This is a genomic window from Scytonema sp. UIC 10036 (genome assembly GCF_009725235.1).
Genome location: NZ_WJFC01000250.1, coordinates 1 through 18,895, shown reverse-complemented (window position 1 = coordinate 18,895; position 18,895 = coordinate 1). Strand labels below are relative to the sequence as shown.

The 18,895-nt window shown below is 40.6% G+C and carries 14 protein-coding genes; 6 read left to right on the top strand and 8 right to left on the bottom strand.

From position 1 onward, the window contains the following. Positions 1 to 58 precede the first annotated feature (58 nt). Positions 59 to 1,027: a diguanylate cyclase gene (locus F7734_RS54380; protein ID WP_155752532.1), complete on the bottom strand. Its 969-nt coding sequence runs from the start codon at positions 1,025 to 1,027 to the stop codon at positions 59 to 61. 295 nt (positions 1,028 to 1,322) lie between these two features. Next, positions 1,323 to 3,650, bottom strand: a complete 2,328-nt coding sequence (locus tag F7734_RS54375; RefSeq protein WP_155752531.1) for a response regulator — start codon at positions 3,648 to 3,650, stop codon at positions 1,323 to 1,325. Between the two features lie 1,658 nt (positions 3,651 to 5,308). Here F7734_RS54375 and F7734_RS64770 point away from each other — a divergent pair. After that, on the top strand, positions 5,309 to 6,667 hold the full coding sequence (locus F7734_RS64770; RefSeq protein ID WP_243147574.1) for a cation-transporting P-type ATPase: 1,359 nt from the start codon (positions 5,309 to 5,311) through the stop codon (positions 6,665 to 6,667). Positions 6,668 to 6,833: 166 nt separating this feature from the next. On the opposite strand, the gene F7734_RS54365 is transcribed toward F7734_RS64770, so the two are convergent. Further along, entirely contained in the window at positions 6,834 to 7,025 is a 192-nt protein-coding gene (locus F7734_RS54365) for a hypothetical protein (RefSeq protein WP_155752530.1), read from the bottom strand. A 110-nt stretch (positions 7,026 to 7,135) separates the two neighbouring features. On the opposite strand from F7734_RS54365, the gene F7734_RS54360 reads away from it, so the two are divergent. After that, positions 7,136 to 7,279 carry a hypothetical protein gene (locus F7734_RS54360; protein ID WP_155752529.1) on the top strand — a complete coding sequence of 48 codons (144 nt, stop codon included), beginning with the start codon at positions 7,136 to 7,138 and terminating at the stop codon, positions 7,277 to 7,279. A gap of 364 nt (positions 7,280 to 7,643) precedes the next feature. Here the strand turns inward: F7734_RS54360 and F7734_RS54355 are convergent, their stop codons facing one another. Then, the gene (locus tag F7734_RS54355) at positions 7,644 to 9,038 is read right to left on the bottom strand and encodes a hypothetical protein (RefSeq protein WP_155752528.1); all 1,395 of its coding nucleotides are present in this window, start codon (positions 9,036 to 9,038) and stop codon (positions 7,644 to 7,646) included. Between the two features lie 376 nt (positions 9,039 to 9,414). Between F7734_RS54355 and F7734_RS54350 the strand changes: the two genes are divergently transcribed. Next, the gene (locus tag F7734_RS54350; protein ID WP_155752527.1) at positions 9,415 to 9,576 is read left to right on the top strand and encodes a hypothetical protein; all 162 of its coding nucleotides are present in this window, start codon (positions 9,415 to 9,417) and stop codon (positions 9,574 to 9,576) included. Continuing rightward, complete coding sequence (locus tag F7734_RS54345; RefSeq protein WP_155752526.1) at positions 9,573 to 9,938, top strand: hypothetical protein; 366 nt, start codon at positions 9,573 to 9,575, stop codon at positions 9,936 to 9,938. The genes F7734_RS54350 and F7734_RS54345 overlap by 4 nt, the downstream gene beginning before the upstream one ends. Before the next feature lie 37 nt (positions 9,939 to 9,975). Here the strand turns inward: F7734_RS54345 and F7734_RS54340 are convergent, their stop codons facing one another. Beyond that, positions 9,976 to 12,558 (bottom strand): response regulator, encoded by a 2,583-nt coding sequence (locus F7734_RS54340; protein WP_243147573.1) that lies wholly within the window; start codon positions 12,556 to 12,558, stop codon positions 9,976 to 9,978. Between the two features lie 440 nt (positions 12,559 to 12,998). On the opposite strand from F7734_RS54340, the gene F7734_RS54335 reads away from it, so the two are divergent. Both F7734_RS54335 and F7734_RS54330 read left to right on the top strand, forming a co-directional pair. Beyond that, the gene (locus F7734_RS54335) at positions 12,999 to 13,334 is read left to right on the top strand and encodes a metalloregulator ArsR/SmtB family transcription factor (RefSeq protein ID WP_155752525.1); all 336 of its coding nucleotides are present in this window, start codon (positions 12,999 to 13,001) and stop codon (positions 13,332 to 13,334) included. After that, positions 13,319 to 13,897, top strand: a complete 579-nt coding sequence (locus tag F7734_RS54330; RefSeq protein WP_155752524.1) for an SRPBCC domain-containing protein — start codon at positions 13,319 to 13,321, stop codon at positions 13,895 to 13,897. Before F7734_RS54335 ends, F7734_RS54330 begins: the two co-directional genes overlap by 16 nt. Before the next feature lie 254 nt (positions 13,898 to 14,151). Here F7734_RS54330 and F7734_RS54325 read toward each other — a convergent pair whose 3' ends face one another. The 3 genes from F7734_RS54325 to F7734_RS54315 all read right to left on the bottom strand — a co-directional run bounded on the left by F7734_RS54325 (position 14,152) and on the right by F7734_RS54315 (position 18,776). Beyond that, positions 14,152 to 14,994, bottom strand: a complete 843-nt coding sequence (locus tag F7734_RS54325; RefSeq protein WP_155752523.1) for a pentapeptide repeat-containing protein — start codon at positions 14,992 to 14,994, stop codon at positions 14,152 to 14,154. Between the two features lie 14 nt (positions 14,995 to 15,008). Further along, complete coding sequence (gene tyrA, locus F7734_RS54320) at positions 15,009 to 16,133, bottom strand: bifunctional chorismate mutase/prephenate dehydrogenase (protein ID WP_155752522.1); 1,125 nt, start codon at positions 16,131 to 16,133, stop codon at positions 15,009 to 15,011. 81 nt (positions 16,134 to 16,214) lie between these two features. After that, positions 16,215 to 18,776 carry an iron uptake porin gene (locus F7734_RS54315; RefSeq protein ID WP_243147572.1) on the bottom strand — a complete coding sequence of 854 codons (2,562 nt, stop codon included), beginning with the start codon at positions 18,774 to 18,776 and terminating at the stop codon, positions 16,215 to 16,217. Positions 18,777 to 18,895 lie beyond the last annotated feature (119 nt).

Genomic DNA, 18,895 nt, shown 5'->3' with positions numbered 1-18,895 from the left:
GGGTTAGGGTGGGGTAAAAAATATTTGATACATCAATCATAACTTTTCAAACATCCTCTTAGCCGATTTTCATATTGACCTTACTATCACCTATCACTAAATTACGTCCTTGATTTTTAGCTTGATAGAGCGCTGCGTCTGCTCGTTGAATAATTGTCTCAACAGTTGGATCCCCTAATTTATAACTACTTACTCCAATACTTACTGTAATTGATATCATTTTTTCCTGTGCGGTAATGATTAACTTTTCAACACTTTTTCTAATTCGTTCCGCGATCGCAAGCGCTGTATCAAAATAAGTTTCTGGTAATAATAATAAAAATTCTTCTCCTCCAAATCGTCCAAAAGAATCTGTTTTTCGCAGAGAACTTTTAACCGTTGGCACCAAAGCCTTAAGTGCGGCATCTCCCACATTATGCCCGTAACTGTCGTTAATTCGTTTGAAGCGATCGATATCGATCATTAATATAGAAAAAGCCTGATGATATCTTTGAGCGCGTTGAAATTCCATTTCAGCTTGCTTGTATAGATAACGTCGATTCCAAATTCCAGTTAACGGATCGGTAATGGCTAATTCTTCTAATTGCTTGACTAACTTTCCTTGCTCTATAAGAGATTTTTTCAATTCTTCTTGCTTGGATTTCAATTCTAAATGAGTCCGGATACGAGCTAGGAGTTCAAACATATTAAAAGGTTTTGTGAGGTAATCAACCGCACCTTTCGCAAAAGCATCAAGTAATTTTTCTTTTTCTTGATTTGCTGTTAGGAAAATAACTGGAATTTCTGCTAATTTGGGATCGGCTTTAAGTTGTTCGCACACTGATAATCCACTCATTTCTGCCATCATTAAGTCTAACAAAATGAGATCGGGTATGATTTTGTGAACGCGTTCTAAAGCTTGCTTTCCACTAGAAGCAAAAGTCGTTGTGTAACCAACTTGCTTTAACATTGCTCCCAGGCTTTCCAAATTTTGTCTCACATCATCAACAATCAAAATTAAACAACCATCTGGTTGAACCAATGTCATAAGAAAGTTTCCTCAATGAGGGTCATTATTCGTCATAAACTACGGACATCAAAACTTATGCAAAAGCGATTGGCGATTGGTGATTGGCTACCGCATTCCCAATTCCTAGTTCCAGATTTCTATTTTCAAATCAGTCCTCTCAAAAAAATTCAATGCTAGCCGCACCCTGTTTGTAACGGAATATCGCTTTTCAACTAAAAAGAACTGCTACTATCAAGTGCATTGATAGTTAAAAACTGCAAACAACACAACGATTAAATTCTGTAGAGACGCTCCATGGGGCGTCTCTACACTATCAATTTGTATCATTTTTTTCGTAAAATGGTGTAAGCTGTATGACATTTCGCAAAGTATTGAGCAATGTCCTGGCTGTGAAAGGTTTTGGCAAGAAATCGTGGATGCCAAGACTTTTCTTTTGAGCTGTCGTCCAATTGCTCATCAACCCGCTTGTTGCAATAATCCGTACCTGTGGATTCATCCGTTGCAGTGTCAGAATTGTGGTATAACCGTCCATACCGGGCATCATCAGGTCTATTAACACCGCACTAATTTTACTCTTGTGCTGAGCGTAGAGTGCAAGTGTCTCAATTCCATCACGGGCGGTTAAAACACTGTAATTATGGCTCTCTAAAGTCGTTTTAGCAATCTCGCAAATTGTGGCTTCGTCATCCACTACTAAAATCAATTCGCCATCACCGTGAGGTAACTCTGCATCCATTGCTGCTGGAGTTTCAGTCACTTGGCTACTTGGCAAATAAACCTTAAAACGGCTTCCCTTTCCTACCTGGCTGTACACAAAAGCAAAACCACCGTGTCTTTTAATAATACCCATGGCAGTGGAAAGTCCTAGTCCAGTTCCTTCGCCCAACTCTTTGGTAGTAAAAAAAGGATCGAAAATGCGGTTTATAATTTCGGGTCGAATACCCGTTCCGGTATCAGCAATAGTAATAACAACGTAAGAACCTTCTTTCGCATCTACATACATTCGAGCATAGTTTTCGTCAATCCAAAGGTTTTCAGCGCTAATATTGAGGGTACCGCCGTTAGGCATAGCATCACGAGCATTGACACAAAGGTTTATCAACACCTGATGCAGTTGAGTCGCATCGGCAAAAACAGTCCAAAGATCTGAAGCTATATGAGTTTGAGTTTCTATAGATTTTGGGAAAGTTCTTTGAGCAACCTGGGTGACATCTAAAAGTAAGTGCCGCATCTGCACAACGGTGTAATTCCCTTCTGCCCCACGACTAAACGATAAAATTTGCTTGACTAGATCCGCACCACGCTTACTACTGTCTTCTAACATTCTCAATAATTGCTGAGTGTTCTCATCAACGTGGGTAAATTTGAGAGACAGTAATTGAGCAACTGCCAAAATGGGAGTAAGGACATTATTGAAGTCATGAGCAATCCCGCTGGCGAGAGTACCCAAGCTTTCTAACCTTTGAGTTCGTAAAAACTGTGCTTCAAGTTGTTTTTTCTCAGTGATATCAGTACTGACAGTTAGAATACATTTGGGGCTGTCAACTTCATCAAGTACTAGTGTCCAACGACTTTCGACGACAATATTTTTGCGGTCTTTTGTGACTTGCTGCAATTCACCTTGCCACTGTCCCTCTTTAACTAGTGTTGTCCGTATTGCTTCAAATTGTGGCAAAGTTTCCTCAGATTCGTATAGAAGTTCGGCAGCGCTCTTACCGAGGGCTTCTGATGCTTCCCATCCATACAAACGTTCAGCACCTTTATTCCAAAATAAGAAGTGGTACTCCAAATCTTGAACAAAAATTGCATCAGTGGTAACATTTAATAATGCAGCTTGTTCGCGGATCTGTTGTTCTGCTTGCTTGCGATCGCTAATATCCTCTGCAATGCCAACAACTCGATAAGGTTCATCGGATTTGTCTCTAATGGGAAAACCCCTGTCTCTTATCCATCGCAATGACCCATCGGGACGGATGATACGATACTCCTCATCATAAGTACCCAATAGCGACTGCTCGAAAAAGACTGCCTGCACGCGTTGCCGATCCATTGGATGAATCGCCTCTATCCATTCCATAAAGTTAGCATACAAGCGATCGCAAGAGCGTCCCCAAATATTTTCGTAAGATCGACTTACGTAGAGCAGCTTTCTCTCTGTGGGATCTGACATCCAAAAGACCATCTCACTGATGTTATCTGCTAATTGACGAAATCGCTGTTCACTTTCCTGTAAAGCACGTTCTGCGCTCTGCCGTTTGTGTCGGTCAAGAGCCTCCCGTAACTCTCGCTCTACTGCGGGTACTAAGCGAGTCAGATTACCTTTCATTAAGTAGTCGTGCGCTCCTGCTTTCATTGCAGCAACGGCAATATCCTCTCCATTTGTATCGGAGACAATAATAAATGGTAAATCTAGCTTCCGCCTCTGGAGAAGTTTAAGAGCTTCTGGAGCACTAAAAGCAGGCATACTATAATCAGCGATCGCGATGTCCCACGATTGGCGATCGAGAGCTGCGTGCATTGCATCCGGAGTATCTACGCGAACATAGTTCGGGTTATAGCCACCCCGACGCAGTTCTCTTAAGACCAAGAAAGTATCATCTTCTGAATCCTCAACAATGAGAACACGTAGGTCAGAAGTCATTTTAACTAACTCCATAGATAGGTTTGTGATTGAAGTTCTTCTGCCAGAATCGGCTTGAGCATTTGAAATGCCGCTTCATCTCGACATAAGTTTTGCAACCTTGCCAATATCACTGGGTTCATTATTTAGCGAATTAGTTAAGAAATTTGTGAAAATCTAAGCTTAACACTTAAGTCAGCCAAGCTAAATAGATGCCTGGAATGTTCCAAGCAAAAAGGCAGAGGTCAGAGAGGAGAAGAGGAAGGGCCAGAGAGGCGAGTAAAATAGTTTGAGAGAAATATCATTACATAATATAACGTAGATGGCTCAAGCTTTTTTAAGTTTTTTATAGAGCAGTCAGTTATTTTGGGTGACCTCACAATTTCCCCAAATTTGTCAGCTAATCTTAAAATGTGGGTTTTGTGCTCTCGAGAACCTATTCAAGCTGTGTCTGAAATAGGGTGTAGGACTATGGACAATATATTCGCTGGTATCTCCCTTTCATTACCCGTAATTGATTGCGTTAAAGAAGGCAGAGGCACAAAGGCAGAAGGCAGAAGGTTCCTTGCTTTTTTAGTTGTCATAACTTCATGTTTGCTAGCTTGGAAAATACAAGTAGCAGAGGGTAGATAGAGAAGGGAAGAAAAAACTTTTTATCCGTTCTGGTGTAGGAAGTTGGTGACGATTGCTGATAAACAGATACTATGGCAGTTCGTGGCTATAGCGTTTCCTAGTCTGCTGAGTTACAAATTTATCTACTTCCATCTGTGACAGGTTGCGGTTAATGATTTTTTTGGCGTACCTCATGAAAGAGGGAATTGCTATCTACTCGATAGCGATAGATTTTGGTGCAAAAGCAAGCGTTCTCATTAAGTCAATATCTCAGAATTTTGTGATGAAAAATTAACAATCATAGTTATTTTGCTCCGAGCAAAAAACATGGAAAAGTTGTGAGGAAATCAACAGGTTGGGCAGATTCTGGTTGAGAAACCTCTGTCGCTACACAACCACGAGACTGAAGTTACATCCTTTACGTCATGATAGTGCAATATATTTAGGAATAAGTCCTGAATCTTTATGTGTCAAATATTTCATTCAATCTTTACGGTTAGAATTATTCAAAACTCAGTTTAGTTGGTATTATGACTATCTAAGCCATCTGCAACAAAAATATCTAGCGATAATACTGTGCATCAATACTATTTTGAATAATAAAAAAGCCCGGAATCGGGCTTCTAAAAGGGTATCTACCACTAGTAATAGGATACCTACTACTAATTCAAGTTAACTGTAGCAAAAAAAGTCAAATAAGTGGTAAGAAATATTATTAATTTTTTTCAAAAATAACTTAAATTAATAGACAAATCTGACCTCACAAAATCCTCACATTATGTCAGTAATCTGAAAATCAGAGAGTTTGTGATGTATGGTACTATGAGCAAAATAATTAAGCTTAACTCAAACATTTTTTAAGTATTAGAGGATACAAGAAATATTTGGAATTACTGTAGGGTGGGTTTTAGCCCTACTAGCCCTGTCAAGGTGGGTTAAAACTTTAGAGAATTAATACATACCAAGTTAATCCAACTAAAGTGCGATCGCTTGATGGCATACTCCCTTTCCGTCCAAAGATTACTTATTCAAATGAACCACAAAAAAGCAAAGAGCAAGGGAATAGAATGACGTTGCATCAACCAGTTTGGGCATTATCCATAGAAAGTGTTTGTGAGTCGCTAGAAACCACTGCTAACGGTTTAACCGAATACGAAGCAGCACAAAGGTTCGAGCGTTATGGTGCGAACGAACTCCCGGAAACTGCTCATCGTCCAATTTGGCTCCGTTTTACAGATCAACTGACTCACTTTATGGCGCTGTTGTTATGGATTGCGGGAATTTTAGCGTTTGTGTCCCATACTCCAGAACTGGGTTGGGCAATTTGGGCGGTTATTTGGATTAATGCGGTTTTTAGCTTTTCACAAGAATACCAGGCAGAACGAGCTCTAGCAGCCTTAAAAAAAGTGCTGCCTGTTAAAGTTCGAGTTGATCGAGATGGAGAATTAAAGCAGATCCCAGCGCGAGAGTTAGTACGCGGCGATGTCATGCAATTAGAAGAGGGCGATCGCATTTCTGCTGATGCTCGCCTCATCTCTGCCGAGAGTCTTTACGTGGATGTTTCGGTACTTACGGGGGAATCTCTTCCCGTTTCTCGCAATCCCCACCCGGTGCGTCCCCGTCAAGTCGTACCCCTGCGAGGAGGCAAAACACTTCTTCATCCTGGAGAACAACCGTTGCAGGAACGGGTGAATCCTGCTGAAATTGCTAATTTAGTCTTGGCAGGCTCCACTGTCTCTTCGGGGCGAGCAATAGCTGTAGTTTATGCAACTGGTGCTCAGACAGAGTTTGGGCAGGTAGCACACCTGACTACAATGGTGAAGCGAGAACCCAGCACTTTGGAAATACAAGTTGCTCGGATTGTGCGTATTATCACTGCCATCGCTTGTTGCCATAAAGCCGGAATCAAAGTGACGATGGTTACGGGAGATTACGGATTAACTGCTGAAGCGATCGCACGCAATATTGGTTTAGTCAAAGAGCGGGTGCGAGTTGTGACAGGGGAAGGTATGGGTAATCTTTCAGACGCTCAACTGCGACAAATTTTAAAATATCGCGGGGGCATTGTTGACACGCACTTTGACCAACGTAACAGGATGGGTCGCTTGATGACCTTTGTGGCGCGACAGATTAGGGATGGAGTCTCTTCTATTGCTTTAGGCATAGGCATTGATGAAGACACCTCAGTGGTTGTGAACAAAATTGGTGTTGAGCGGGTTATGGGCGACGGTTCGGCTAAGTTTATATTGGCTGAGCACGATCCTGAAGTTTGTGAACCCGAAGTTCCCCTGACGTTCTCCAACTATAAGATTTGGAAAGTTCACAGTGGCAATACATTCGACCTGAAAAACCGAGCCCAAACTGGTTTTTATCTCAAGAGTGTCAAAGAAGGAGAACCCACTTCTGACCTCTACGCCTCAAACTGACGTTAGTCTAGTTTAAGTAGAAAATAATTTTCTTCAAGCTATGATAATGGGCGGCGTTTCGACCTTCGTCTAAAGAAGAAAGATGAGGCAAACAATTCGCACGTTGTAAGTACTGCGAATCTTCCCAAAACTCAATACCTTTTATTGACCAGGCTTTATTGTTTAATCAAACATCAACATTTATCTGTTCTATCTGTTTTGCGGCTTTCTCCCAAAGCTTCGCTGAAGTCTCATCGTGCCAATGAGTTCTCAGATTTTCTGCTTTTTTGTGACATATTCGTTCTAACATTTCTAAGATTGCGGATAATGTCAATTTATCAATTAATGTTTCTAAAATATCCATATATTCTTTTTGCATGATATTTACCTCTTTAAAGTCTGCTCGTATCTTCTGACAAAACCCATGTAGATAACTTTTCTACCCACAAATCATACATTAAGATCTACAACTATAGTATGTAAAACTGTATGTGTAGAACTGAGGAGTATCGAGAAGCTATTGGAAGCTATTTCACAGTCTCGACAACAAGCACTCTTGTAGGCAACCGCAATTGGGTAAATGGAGAGCGAAAAAAACCTCGTATCCAAACAGGTGAACAAGCAACCGTTTAAGGCATCCGTCTTGACGTTTTACGTTCGTTGTCGCTGTCTCTCTACACTTGCTAATATAGACAGGGTGTATGAGAAGTGACAACACTTTTCATACATAAATTGCTAATTAGCTTAAAAGTGGTATTTAATAGCTACATAGAACATACTTTGTATGTGTAGTAGAAAGTTGGGATTAATTGGACAACCCACATTTCTTTACATTTTTGCATCACCTCTATACAGGTAGCCAGAGCATTGTTTTACTAGAAAACCACTCGTCTATTAAAATTGGCATACCGCAATGGTAGCAGCTACTTAAAGGGTAGGTGATTGTCATCCCTCTACACATGGGACTGACGTAAAAGCGTATAGCTAGTACGCCAACTTAAACATGACTGCTTAAGCTTTTTGAAATAACAAACTTGGCGTCGGGTTTAGATCGCTGATAGAACCTCATTCCTATATTTCTAGCGGCGTTCAATCCCGAATGAATCCAGTATCCGTTCTGGGCAATAGCGTGCAATCCTGGGGTATACTTCTCGTTATTGTATCTTGATAGCCATATTCTCTCATTATTGGCTAGCAAGTCTGCTAATTGATGCTCTGATGTCCTAATTAATGCACTATTATCAACAGCAGAAAACTTTGAAGTATTTTTTGGTGAAACTTTGGAAGTTAAAATATTGAATTTTGTTCTAGCAATATGACTAGTATTATCAACTATTTTAGACTTCAACCAGTATGCACGTTTTTGGTTTGACCTAGCAGAATATTTACCTCTTTGAGGGCGTAGATTGCCTAAGTGTTCAAACACTATCACTCGGCAATGATGCTTGTTGGCAAACTCTGCAATCTGGGATGCAATCCTATAACCCTCACTTTTTTCTCGGTTAGTAATTTTTGACCAAATAGTACAACCAAACCCTTTCCCAACAATACCTGTTTGATTCATCTTTTTTGCAATCTTCCCTATCGCCCTCTTCCTACGTCTGACATGAGAAGCGTGTCCTTTTATGAAGTGTCTCGCTACCTCTTGTACTTCTGAGTTAACGTCGGGTTCTAAAATTGAAAGAATGCAAATTGTGTCGCCATCTAAATCAATATCAACCGAGCAGACTCGCTCGTTTTGTAATGCTTTTAATCCTCCAGTTGCGTCATGATATCTTTCTAAAGTCCAATTTATCCAACAAGAACCATCTTTTTTAACAATAATGGTTGGACAACCTTTTCCCCATGCAGCATCAAACAAATAAGCTGAATAATTAAATCTTACCCATGCCCAATTGTTATTCTTTCTAATTTTCAGAATGACAGAGTTGCCAGTGTCATCCTTAAACATACTGTATTTGTAATAGGTTGGACTATCAAACACTTCTGTGGGTAGTAGTGGTGGTTTGTGAGGACTGTGTTTCTTATTCTTTTTGAGAGAACGAGCTAACCGTTTCGCCTCACTTACCTCCCAGTTTTTGTAGTTAGAACGCCACGACTTATAATGACCGCAAGCCGTACTAATTACATCCCATCGCAAGTCTCGTGGCATATCCTGATACAGAAAGGGATATTTGGCATTTTCACCTAAAGTTAATTCTTCATAAGCCTGTCGCATCTGGGCTTGAGCAAGATCCACATATTCAGGATGTTGGTTAATCACTTGAATGTAAAAAGCCACACCATCTCTGTAAACTTGAACTGTTTCGTTTAAATCAATGCCATCCCGAATTAACTTAGCTCGTAGAGTTTTTGTCTCTATACGTTTCCCTTTCTGTTTTTTTAATGCCATAACTTTGCTCGACCTCCAAAGCTCGTCTGTCCAATATATTACTATTTGTCTAGTTTGGCAAGACTATTTTGATAATCCTGCTCTACTTTTTTTTCATAGCGCCGCAGAAAATATAATTGGCTGCTAAAACAATGCATTATGGACATGAAGTCTTGCATCAATTCATCATGAGGACTTAGTTTTACCTTGCTAAGTACTACAATTTCACAATCATGAAGATTGCACAGCCATTCAAAAAAATCAAAGCCAAATCTAACTAGTCTATGGTTGTTGCTACAACGATTAAGGAGACTTGCTTTAATAAAACTCGTTCTATTAAGCCTAAGAATTTTTTTCGCTGAAAATTTAATCCAGATCCTATCTCACTGATACACTCATGGGTACAAAAAAACCACGTTTGACAATTTATTTGGCATCACAGGAGATATTAGACAAACTGCAAGCGATCGCCCTAGAACAGCAACGCTCTGTTAGCAATCTTGTTTCTGTGGCGCTAGCTGAATGGATAACAGAATATGAAAAAGGTAAGAACAAATGACCAACGCAGGACAACCGCCAAGCATTGAGGAACGACTTAGCCGCCTAGAAACTCTGTTTGCCAACGTTGGCGAAACAGTGTTAGCCCAAAATGACACCATTGCTGCTATAAGTGCTAACATCAACGCTCAAAGCAACACCATTGATGTTCTGGTTGCCAACATCCAGCAGTTAACCGAGAACGTCAACGCTGTAACCAACCGAGTAGATATCTTAGCCATACAAGCAGAGCAAGACCGAGCGCAAGCAGCACAAGACAGACAGCTTGCCGCAATTGACCGTCAATCCTTCCAATCTGAGATTCAGCGTATTTGGGAATATCTACTCAGGCAAGGTGGTAATGGCAGCACTCCACCTGCCTGAATACAATTTGGTATCGTTAAGGGCAGAGCCGCCTGCTTCAACTATCAGCACTCTCTAAGACATTCTTGATAGTGCTGAGTAATGCTTCTACAGTGTAGGGCTTAGATAAAAAAGCTTTTACTGTAGAACTAACTTTTGTAAGCTCAGACTGAGAAAACAGACCACTGTTGACAATAATTTTGATAAAAGGATTGACTTGTTGTAAGCTATAAATAGTATCCAATCCACCCATTGATGGCATTTGTACATCCATCAACACTACACTAACTTCATCTTGATATGTGGTGTAGAGAGAAAGCGCTTCAACACCGTTACTTGCGCTTAAAACTTTATAGTTGTAGCTTTCTAGTACGGTTTTTACCATCTCCAAAATGCGTATTTCATCATCTACGACCAAAATTAATTCGCCGTTGCCTGTAGGGATTTCGGCGGCAGATGTTTCTTGTGTTACGTGGATGTCAACAGCAGGTAAATAAATCTTAAATTTGGTACCTTTTCCCACCTCACTGTGTACCTGAAGAATACCATCGTGGTTTGTGATAATGCCAAGTACTGTGGAAAGTCCCAATCCCGTACCTTTGCCTGTTTCTTTAGTTGTGAAAAAAGGTTCAAAAATACGTTCCAAATTCTCTTTTGGAATACCACATCCTGTATCCGATACGGAGATGACGGCATAAAAACCTACTTTTGTGTCCAGATTCTGCCGTGCATATTCTTCATCAACAAATAAGTGTTTTGCTTCCAAACTGAGAATTCCACCATCAGGCATGGCATCACGAGCGTTAACACACAAGTTTAGCAACACCTGGTTGAATTGAGTTGCATCTGCCAATATTGAAAGACTTTGTGTTGGTCGAGCGATAGAAATTTCAATAGATTTTGGAAATGTATTTTTGAGAATCTGCTCAATTTCCTCAAATGCTTGGTTGATTTCTATAGGAGCGCGTTGTCCTTCTAAACCTCTTGTAAACGATAAAATTTGCTTGACTAAATCGACACCTCGTTTGGTACTCTCTTCCACAGTACACAACAGTTTTCGATTTTCTTCATCAAGATTGGGAAGTATAAATGAGAGGAGTTGAGTAATTGTCAGAATGGGGGTCAAAATGTTGTTGAAATCATGGGCAATACCACTTGCTAATGTACCAAGGCTTTCCAGCCTCTGAGCTTGCAAAAACTGCGCTTCAAGTCGTTTCTTTTCGGTAATGTCTGTTGCCATACTACAGACAGCGTAAGAAATTCCAGTCTCTTTGAAAAGCGGAAATTTGCTGGAAATGTAAGTGTGGATACCGTCATCCAGGGGAACTGACTCATCAAAGGTCAAAGGGGTATTTGCTGTCAGGACTTGTTGGTCGTTTGTCCAAAAAATCTCTGCTATGGCTTCAGGTAAAATCTCAAAATCAGTTTTTCCTTGCACTCTGTCATTTGTGATGTGAAACAGGTTTTCGTACTGACGATTGACTAGCAAGTATCGTCCTTGAATATCTTTGAGGTAAATCACTGCTGTAGAATTATTAATGATTGCTTGAAGTAGCTGTTCTCGCTCTCGCAGTGCCATTTCTGTTAGTTGATGAGCGGAAATTTGCTGTTGGAGCAACATATTGGCTTGAGAAAGCTCTACAGTTCGTTCTGCTACACGTTTTTCTAATTCTTCACGAGCCATCTGCAATTTTTGTTCTGTCTGCTTGCGAAGACTCATATCGCGAAACAGCCATCGAAAACCAATTGGCTGACCTTGGAGGTTATATATACTCGTTACAGCAACTGCTGTGGAAAGAGAAGCCCGGTTGCGTGGCTGTATGCTAACTTCCCAATCAGACAAGTTTTGCATCCTTGTCAATCGCTCCCGAAAACTCTCACGTTCTTCCCGAGCAATAAAGGCAGCTAATGGTTTGCCAATTAAATACTGTTTGTTGATTGAGAATAGTATACTAGCTGCTTGGTTGGTCTCCAGAATAATGCCTAGAGTATCAGTAACTAAGTACCCATCTGGTGCAAACTCGAACAAATCCTGGTAGCGTTGGCGTTCCTCTACAATCACTTGACGGTTGTAAGTCAGTTCTTCATTCTGCAAACGCAGTTCCTCATCAGCTACCTGTAATTCTTCGTACACGGTTTGTAATTGGCGATTTGCTCGTTCGAGTTCCGTAGTTCGCGCTGTTTTACGTCTTTCTAACTCGTTTTGAGTTTGCTGCAGTAATTTCTCTAATTGCTGAAGTTTGTGAGTTTGCGCGATCGCTTTTTGCACAGCTAACTGAAGGCTCACCGGTGTAATATTTTCCTTAATTAAACAGTCAAACGCGCCACTTTCAACTGCCTGTCTGGCGACATTCTCATTTACCCGATCTACCAATATCAATATCGGCAGGCTATTTGCCTCCTTGATAGCCTTCAGTTGGCCTAAAACTTCCAGCCCATTCATATCTGTTAGTAAATAGCTGATTAATATCAAGTCAGGGCATTGTTGCTGACAGATCTCTAAAACTTGTTCTCCGAACTCTGCCTCTGCAATGGTGTAAATTTGTCGATTGTCCTGCAGTAAGTAATGACGGTAAATTCTTCTGTTGTTAAAATAGCTATCAACTAGCAAAATTGTTTTCCGTACAACTGCTGTCATCATCGCTCTCCTGGGGTATGATTGACAAATAGGGAAGCATTCAGTTTTTTAATGGTAGATACTACTAAATGTAAAAATAAATAAGAGCAAGCTCTCATGGTATACCAGAAATAACTCTAGATTGAAACCATGGTAAAGCGCTCTTCTATTGACCTTAGGTTTTATTTACACGGACATTCCACGCTTGATACGCTTATTAATACTACCGCACCCCGTACTGGTTAAATGATAATCAAAACATTAAATTTTTCAACTACCGTTTAGAAAGAAATTTATACCATAAGCTGTATTCCAAACGTGTTGTGAATCTTGCTGACTGCTAACAGGTTGAGTTGACATTTAAGTCAAGACTTATATATCATGAAATAGTTAAGAATTTACTTAAATAAGTAAGTAATATTTTTACGCTCGTAGTTTCGAGTTTGACTGCAACAGGGTAATGCATGAGTAGACCTGCTGCTAGTGCCGATGTCTTTGCGGCGATCGCAGATCCAACGCGACGGGCAATACTAGATCGGTTACTAACTGGTGAGCAACCAGTGAAACAATTAGCTGAGCCTTTTGCCATGAGCTTACCAGCTATTTCTCAACACTTGCAAGTGCTTTGTGATGCTGGCTTAGTACAAATGAGAAAAGCAGGGCGACAGCGTCTGTATCGACTCAACCCCGAACCTCTTCGGCAAGTTTTTGACTGGATTGCCGATTACGAACAGTTCTGGCAACAAAAACTAGACGCCCTTGGCAATTACCTAGAGGAAAATATATGCTCCGAGACTTAAAAAAGGAAATTTTCTATCCATACCCACCCGAAAAGGTTTGGCAAGTGCTTACCAACCGCAGCACCTTGGCTGCATGGTTAATGGAAAACGATTTTGAGCCACGAGTGGGGCATAAATTTCAATTTCAAGACTATACATTGCCCGGTCTCAGTGAAAGTATTCATTGTGAAGTGATTGAATTAGATGAGCCAAACCGTCTTTCCTACACTTGGCAAGACAAATTTATGTCCCGTCCTTCCATTGTCACGTGGATTTTAGAACCACAGGAAGGCGGGACTCAATTGCGTTTGGAACACAAAATATTACAATCGCTCCCCACTGAATCACAACAGCCAAAGTACTCCCACATCAGTGGTTTGAATCACCGATATGGAACAACTGCTTTAGCTTATGCGCCTGAAACTAGAACTCAGGAATTGAGAGAACGAATTCCCATGTTCAATGGAGCGATCGTAACCAATACAAATACCAGCGTAATTCTCACTTCATTTTTAGGTAGCAGGTGGGAATACAAACTTGAATCTGTGGTACCACAGGTTTTAGGAAAAGGGGTGAGAGGATAGGGGTTCGTAGGGGCGCTCTTGCATTGCGCCCGTACATAGTTCGTAGTTAATAACAACCAACAACCAATACCAAATTTTTACCCCTCCTAACCTCCCCTTGGAAAGGGGAGGAAACTGGAAATTCAATTTCCCCCCTTTATAAGAAAGGGGAGGAAACTGGAAATTCAATTTCCCCCCTTTATAAGAAAGGGGAGGAAACTGGAAATTCAATTTCCCCCCTTTATAAGGGGGGATTAAGGGGGGTTAACCTTTTGCTAACTTTTTGCCAATCGCCAAAATGAGATCGCAGCCCCAAAAATGCTGAAAGTGCTGAGAAGAATGTGAAGAATAGGTATACTGGAAGATGAAGAAACATACATTTCACCATTGGGCATCTTTGCTCCCTGGAGGTTAGTTTTTTCAAGGTCTGCATTTTGAAGGTCAACTCCCTCAAGAATGGATTGCGACAAGTTAGCATACCATAGCTTGCTTTTCTGAATACGTGCTGATGTTAAATCCGCTTGTGAGAGATCGGCTTGTGTAAAGTTGGCTTCCTGTAGATTTGCTTGTCTTAAATTGGCTTGCCATAGCTTAGCTCCTGTCAAATTGGCTTGCTGGAGGCTACCTACAACTGATAAATTTGCTTGCCACAAGTTAGCTTTGAATAAGTTAGCTTGTCGTAAGTTTGCTTGCCAGAAGATAGCTCGCGATAAATTAGCTTGCAAAAGTTTGGTTTGCGATAGATTCGTTCGTTGAAGATTTGCAGATGACAAGTTCACTTGAGAAAGGTTAGCTTTCTGAAGATTTGCAGATGACAAATTAGCTTCTGACAAGTTAGCTTGTGTCAGATCGGCTCCTGACAAGTTAGCGTTTTGAAAGTTGCCATACTGAAGGTTAGCTCCTGACAGAATAGCTCCTGATAAATTTGCATCCGAAACATTGGCATATTCCAGATCGATCCCTCGTAGTTTAGCATGCGATAAATCGCATTTAATACAGTTTTTTGTTGTCAGTAGTTGCTGGATATGTGCGGGATTTGCAGCATACACTGGGGTTGTGATTAAAATTATACTACTGCTTGCAACAGTTAAATAAATTTTGAGTGAATTGTGTTTCATATAATACTTAATTTTTAGAACGCGGATTGGCTGGTAAATACTTTTTTTAGCTTGCGTGCTTGCTTTGGAGAATGGGCTTCCTTGGCAGCTACTAGTACACTGAGTGCTTCGAGAGCATGTTGACTTTCTTCTACACTTCTGTCAATTTCTCCGGCAAAATAATCGCAGGCGGTTTGAAACTTATGAATTAAAGCATCGCGATCGCCACGAACTACCAACTGCGCTAACTCACTGTAAGTTGCTGACAATCTCTCAATGGCTTGCTGTCGTTCTGATGTTGCAAGGATAATATCTACTATCATAGATGCAGATTGAGTCAACAAGCGGCTAACTAAACCAATTTCTAAACGGAAAGTCGGACTAGAGAAATCAAGACTGCGGCGGATATCAATCTTTTCTTCAGTTAAGAAAACACCGAGACTCAAGGTTGTAAAGTTGCGGATTGCCTGAATAGCGACCATGATTTTGTCGTGTTCCTGCGGTTCACAGGCGATGAGGTTACCACCATCGTTTTCAATCATATCCAATAGCCATTGAAACGCTTCATTTTTACGACCCGGACAAAACACAACATTTTGAGATAAAAACGATAGCACACCCGGACCAAACATAGGATGCAAACCCATAACAGGTCCCTTGTGGTGCTCGAGCATTGCTTGTACGATTGGAGCTTTCACACTAGCAATATCAGCTAAAGCAGTTGTTGGAGGAAGGTATTGAGCAACTTTACCGACTATGTCTAGTGTAAACTCCAGAGGAACGCAAATTAACACTAAATCTGCATCCTTAAGAAGTTGGTTTGCTTGTTCCCAATCACTTTGTTCGAGAACAGTTGTGTAATGACCTGCAGCAGATAATCTCTGCATAAAAAAGCGACCCATCTTACCCCGTCCACCAACAAGAGTTACCCGTCGTGGCTCGATTTTGTCTTGAGGATAAGACGTTTTGTTTGCTGCAGCACAATTTATAATCAAGTTTTTCCAAATAGCTTCTGGAACATGAGCTTGTTTGAGCAAGGATGTTAAATTAGAAGACTGCTCTTCTAAAGGAATCGACTCTAATTGAGCCAAAATATTCATTCTTTGACCTAATAACTCAATCAAGTTTTTGTCAATTTCTTCAAGATTGTGTTCAAGCATAATTTGTCATTTGTCATTTTCATTCACCAACCACCAACCACTAACAACTAACAACTAACCACCAACCACTAACTACTAACCTTAGAAAGAAAACACTGTGCGGAGTGTACCTGTAAAAACAGTACCATTACTTTCCTGATTGCCTGGGTTTGTAATAACCTGTACGACTGGGGTAATTTGAATATTGTTGCTAATAGGATAGTTGTAAAAAGCTTCAAAATTAGTCTGAGTGGCATTGCCAACATCACGAGACATGAAAGGCTGACCAACAGCAATACCTGCTTTCGCACCCCGCACAAATAGGTCAGGAAAAGCAAGACCTAGCATCCAATAACTGGGGTTGATGTCGCCAAAGGTTGTGTCTTTATAACTAGCATGACCGTAGCGTCCAAAGACACCAAATCGATCTGAAAAAGCTAATTCAAAATTGGCTCCAAAGACATTAAATTCTCCACCTAAAATATTACCAAAAGCATACTGGAAACGAAATGCAAAGTTTTTAGAGGGTGCATATTCGAGTTCAGCTATCCCTTGATGGGGATCGCCAAACAGTCCTCCAGTACTACCTCCATTGGGGTAAAGAGTGTATCCTATTGGAAAAATGCCGGGAACAAAGGAAGTCGAATCTCTTGAAGTTGGTTCATTAGCAGCAGCTGCTACATAACCTGCTCGTGCTGTAAATGGACCGTCGCCAGGGTTCCAACTAATCACAGCACCTGCACCTAAGCCTTGAACTGGAAACAGAAGATAGTTGTTAACAAATGCTTGAGTGGAAAAATCTAAAAAGCTGAGGTTGGCGTAGCGATTTGTGTCTATATAGTCGCTAAGAACTATCTTAGGACCGAGGGAAAGAGTTACATTTCGGAGGGGAGAGAAGGTATAAAAGAGGCGGGAAATACCAAATTGTTCTACTGGCGGTTTTGCAGCAAAATCTAAGACGCTACCAAGACTGGGTTCAAGAAATCCTGCAGCGTTGTCATCTGCACCATCGCTTCCTGCATCTAATCGAATTTTCAACAAATCGGAACCACTGAAACTCGTGTTAAAGTCTAAAGCCGCTCGATAAACGAAGGTTGGATTGGGTTGTTTTGTGGTAATCTCTCTACCTGTCACGTCAACGATGCGATCGCCACTAAAACTACCTCCCGTCACACCAAAGATGACTTGACCTGTTAACTTAGTTGTTGTGGAAAACTGGTTTGCTTGCAATTGCGAAGTACGAACTTCTAGTGTGTCTACACGTCCTTGTAACCTCGTTAACTCAGCCGCGAACTCTTCCTGAAGCCGTTCTAAGATAGCTATATCATCACGGGAAATAACGGGGGTGTTTCCTTGTGCTACAAGCTCGTTGATTTGCTCAATTGTTGTTTGCAGTGCATTCGCAAATTCATAACGAGTTAATGCTCGGTTACCCGGAAACCCACCATTTGGATTGGCTTTATTAATACCATAGCGATCGCTCAAAGAATGAAGTGCTTGAAAAGCCCAGTCAGATGGTTGAATATCATCCAGTTGGCTAACGGGGGTGGTGATATCAACGGGCGCTCTTTGCCGCTCTTCTAGTTGACTCACAGGAGTTATCTCAACTTCTGCGATTTGTTGATTATCCAAATTTTCACGTTTGACTGTATCTATTGGTTTGGGAATAGTTTGTTCGCTGGAAAGAACACTTGTATTGGGAGCTTCTTTTGCTGTCAGTTCTAATGATAAATCTTTAGCTGAAGTTGAAACGGCTGGTTCCTTTGAGTTTTTTTTTGGCTTCAATATGGTATTATCTCTTTCTATTTGGGCTGTGGTAGTAGGAGCAGCAGAAGAAGTTATATTATCTTCTGGTTCCCAAAATTCAACCAATTCTAAAACAGTAGGTATTTTTTCAGAAACTTCTTCTTCTGTAGAATCAGTGCTGTATGGACGTAAAGAATAAGGCTCCTGGAAAGTTTTTTTTGAAGATATCTGTGTAGGTAATTGTGTAGAATCAGAAACATCGTATGCACGTAAAGAGTAAGGAGAAGAAGATTGAGATGAAGAGTTTTGTGTAGAATCATTCATTTTGGATGATGCTTGTAGAGACTTGGGCGTCGTGGCAGTTTCTGAGAAGAGTTCTACAGAATCAGTAAGATTGTACGAACGTGATGGTTTTTGTTTTGAGTTCTTGCTTCTATATGGACGTAGTGAGTAGGGAGACGAAGAATATGCTGGCTTTTGGTTCTTTTGCGTAGCTTTCCATTTCCGATTCTTACTTCCTAAAACCTTTGTTTTTTCAATCATTAATTGTGCCAGACTTTTAGATTTGGTTTCTTGGATATATTTTTCCTGGCTTTTTACAAACTCTAGAGCGGTAGAATCAAGTCGCTCGGATTCTTTATTAAAGCATAATAAATTTGTGTTTGAAAAGCCACAAGGTATGAATGCTTCTGCTGTCTGAAGCTTATTCTGTTGGGCTTTTTCACGAGAATATATAACTGCTCTAGGAGGAGGTAATACCTTAGAAGGTAAATTTGTCTCGACAGCTAAAATTTTCTCAAAAGGAATATTTTCAGGTATTTCTGTTTCAGCACGAGTTGGATGTTGTTGGGTAACTATTCCAAGAAGACTTAAGCTACCAATCACAGATAAATTGGGCAAATTATGTCGTAAATTCATTTTTTAATGGTTGGTTGTTAGTTGTTAGTTGTTGGTTGTTAGTTGTTAGTTGTTGGTTGTTGGTTGTTGGTTGTTGGTTGTTGGTTGTTGGTTGTTTTTTATTACTTGTTACTTCTTTA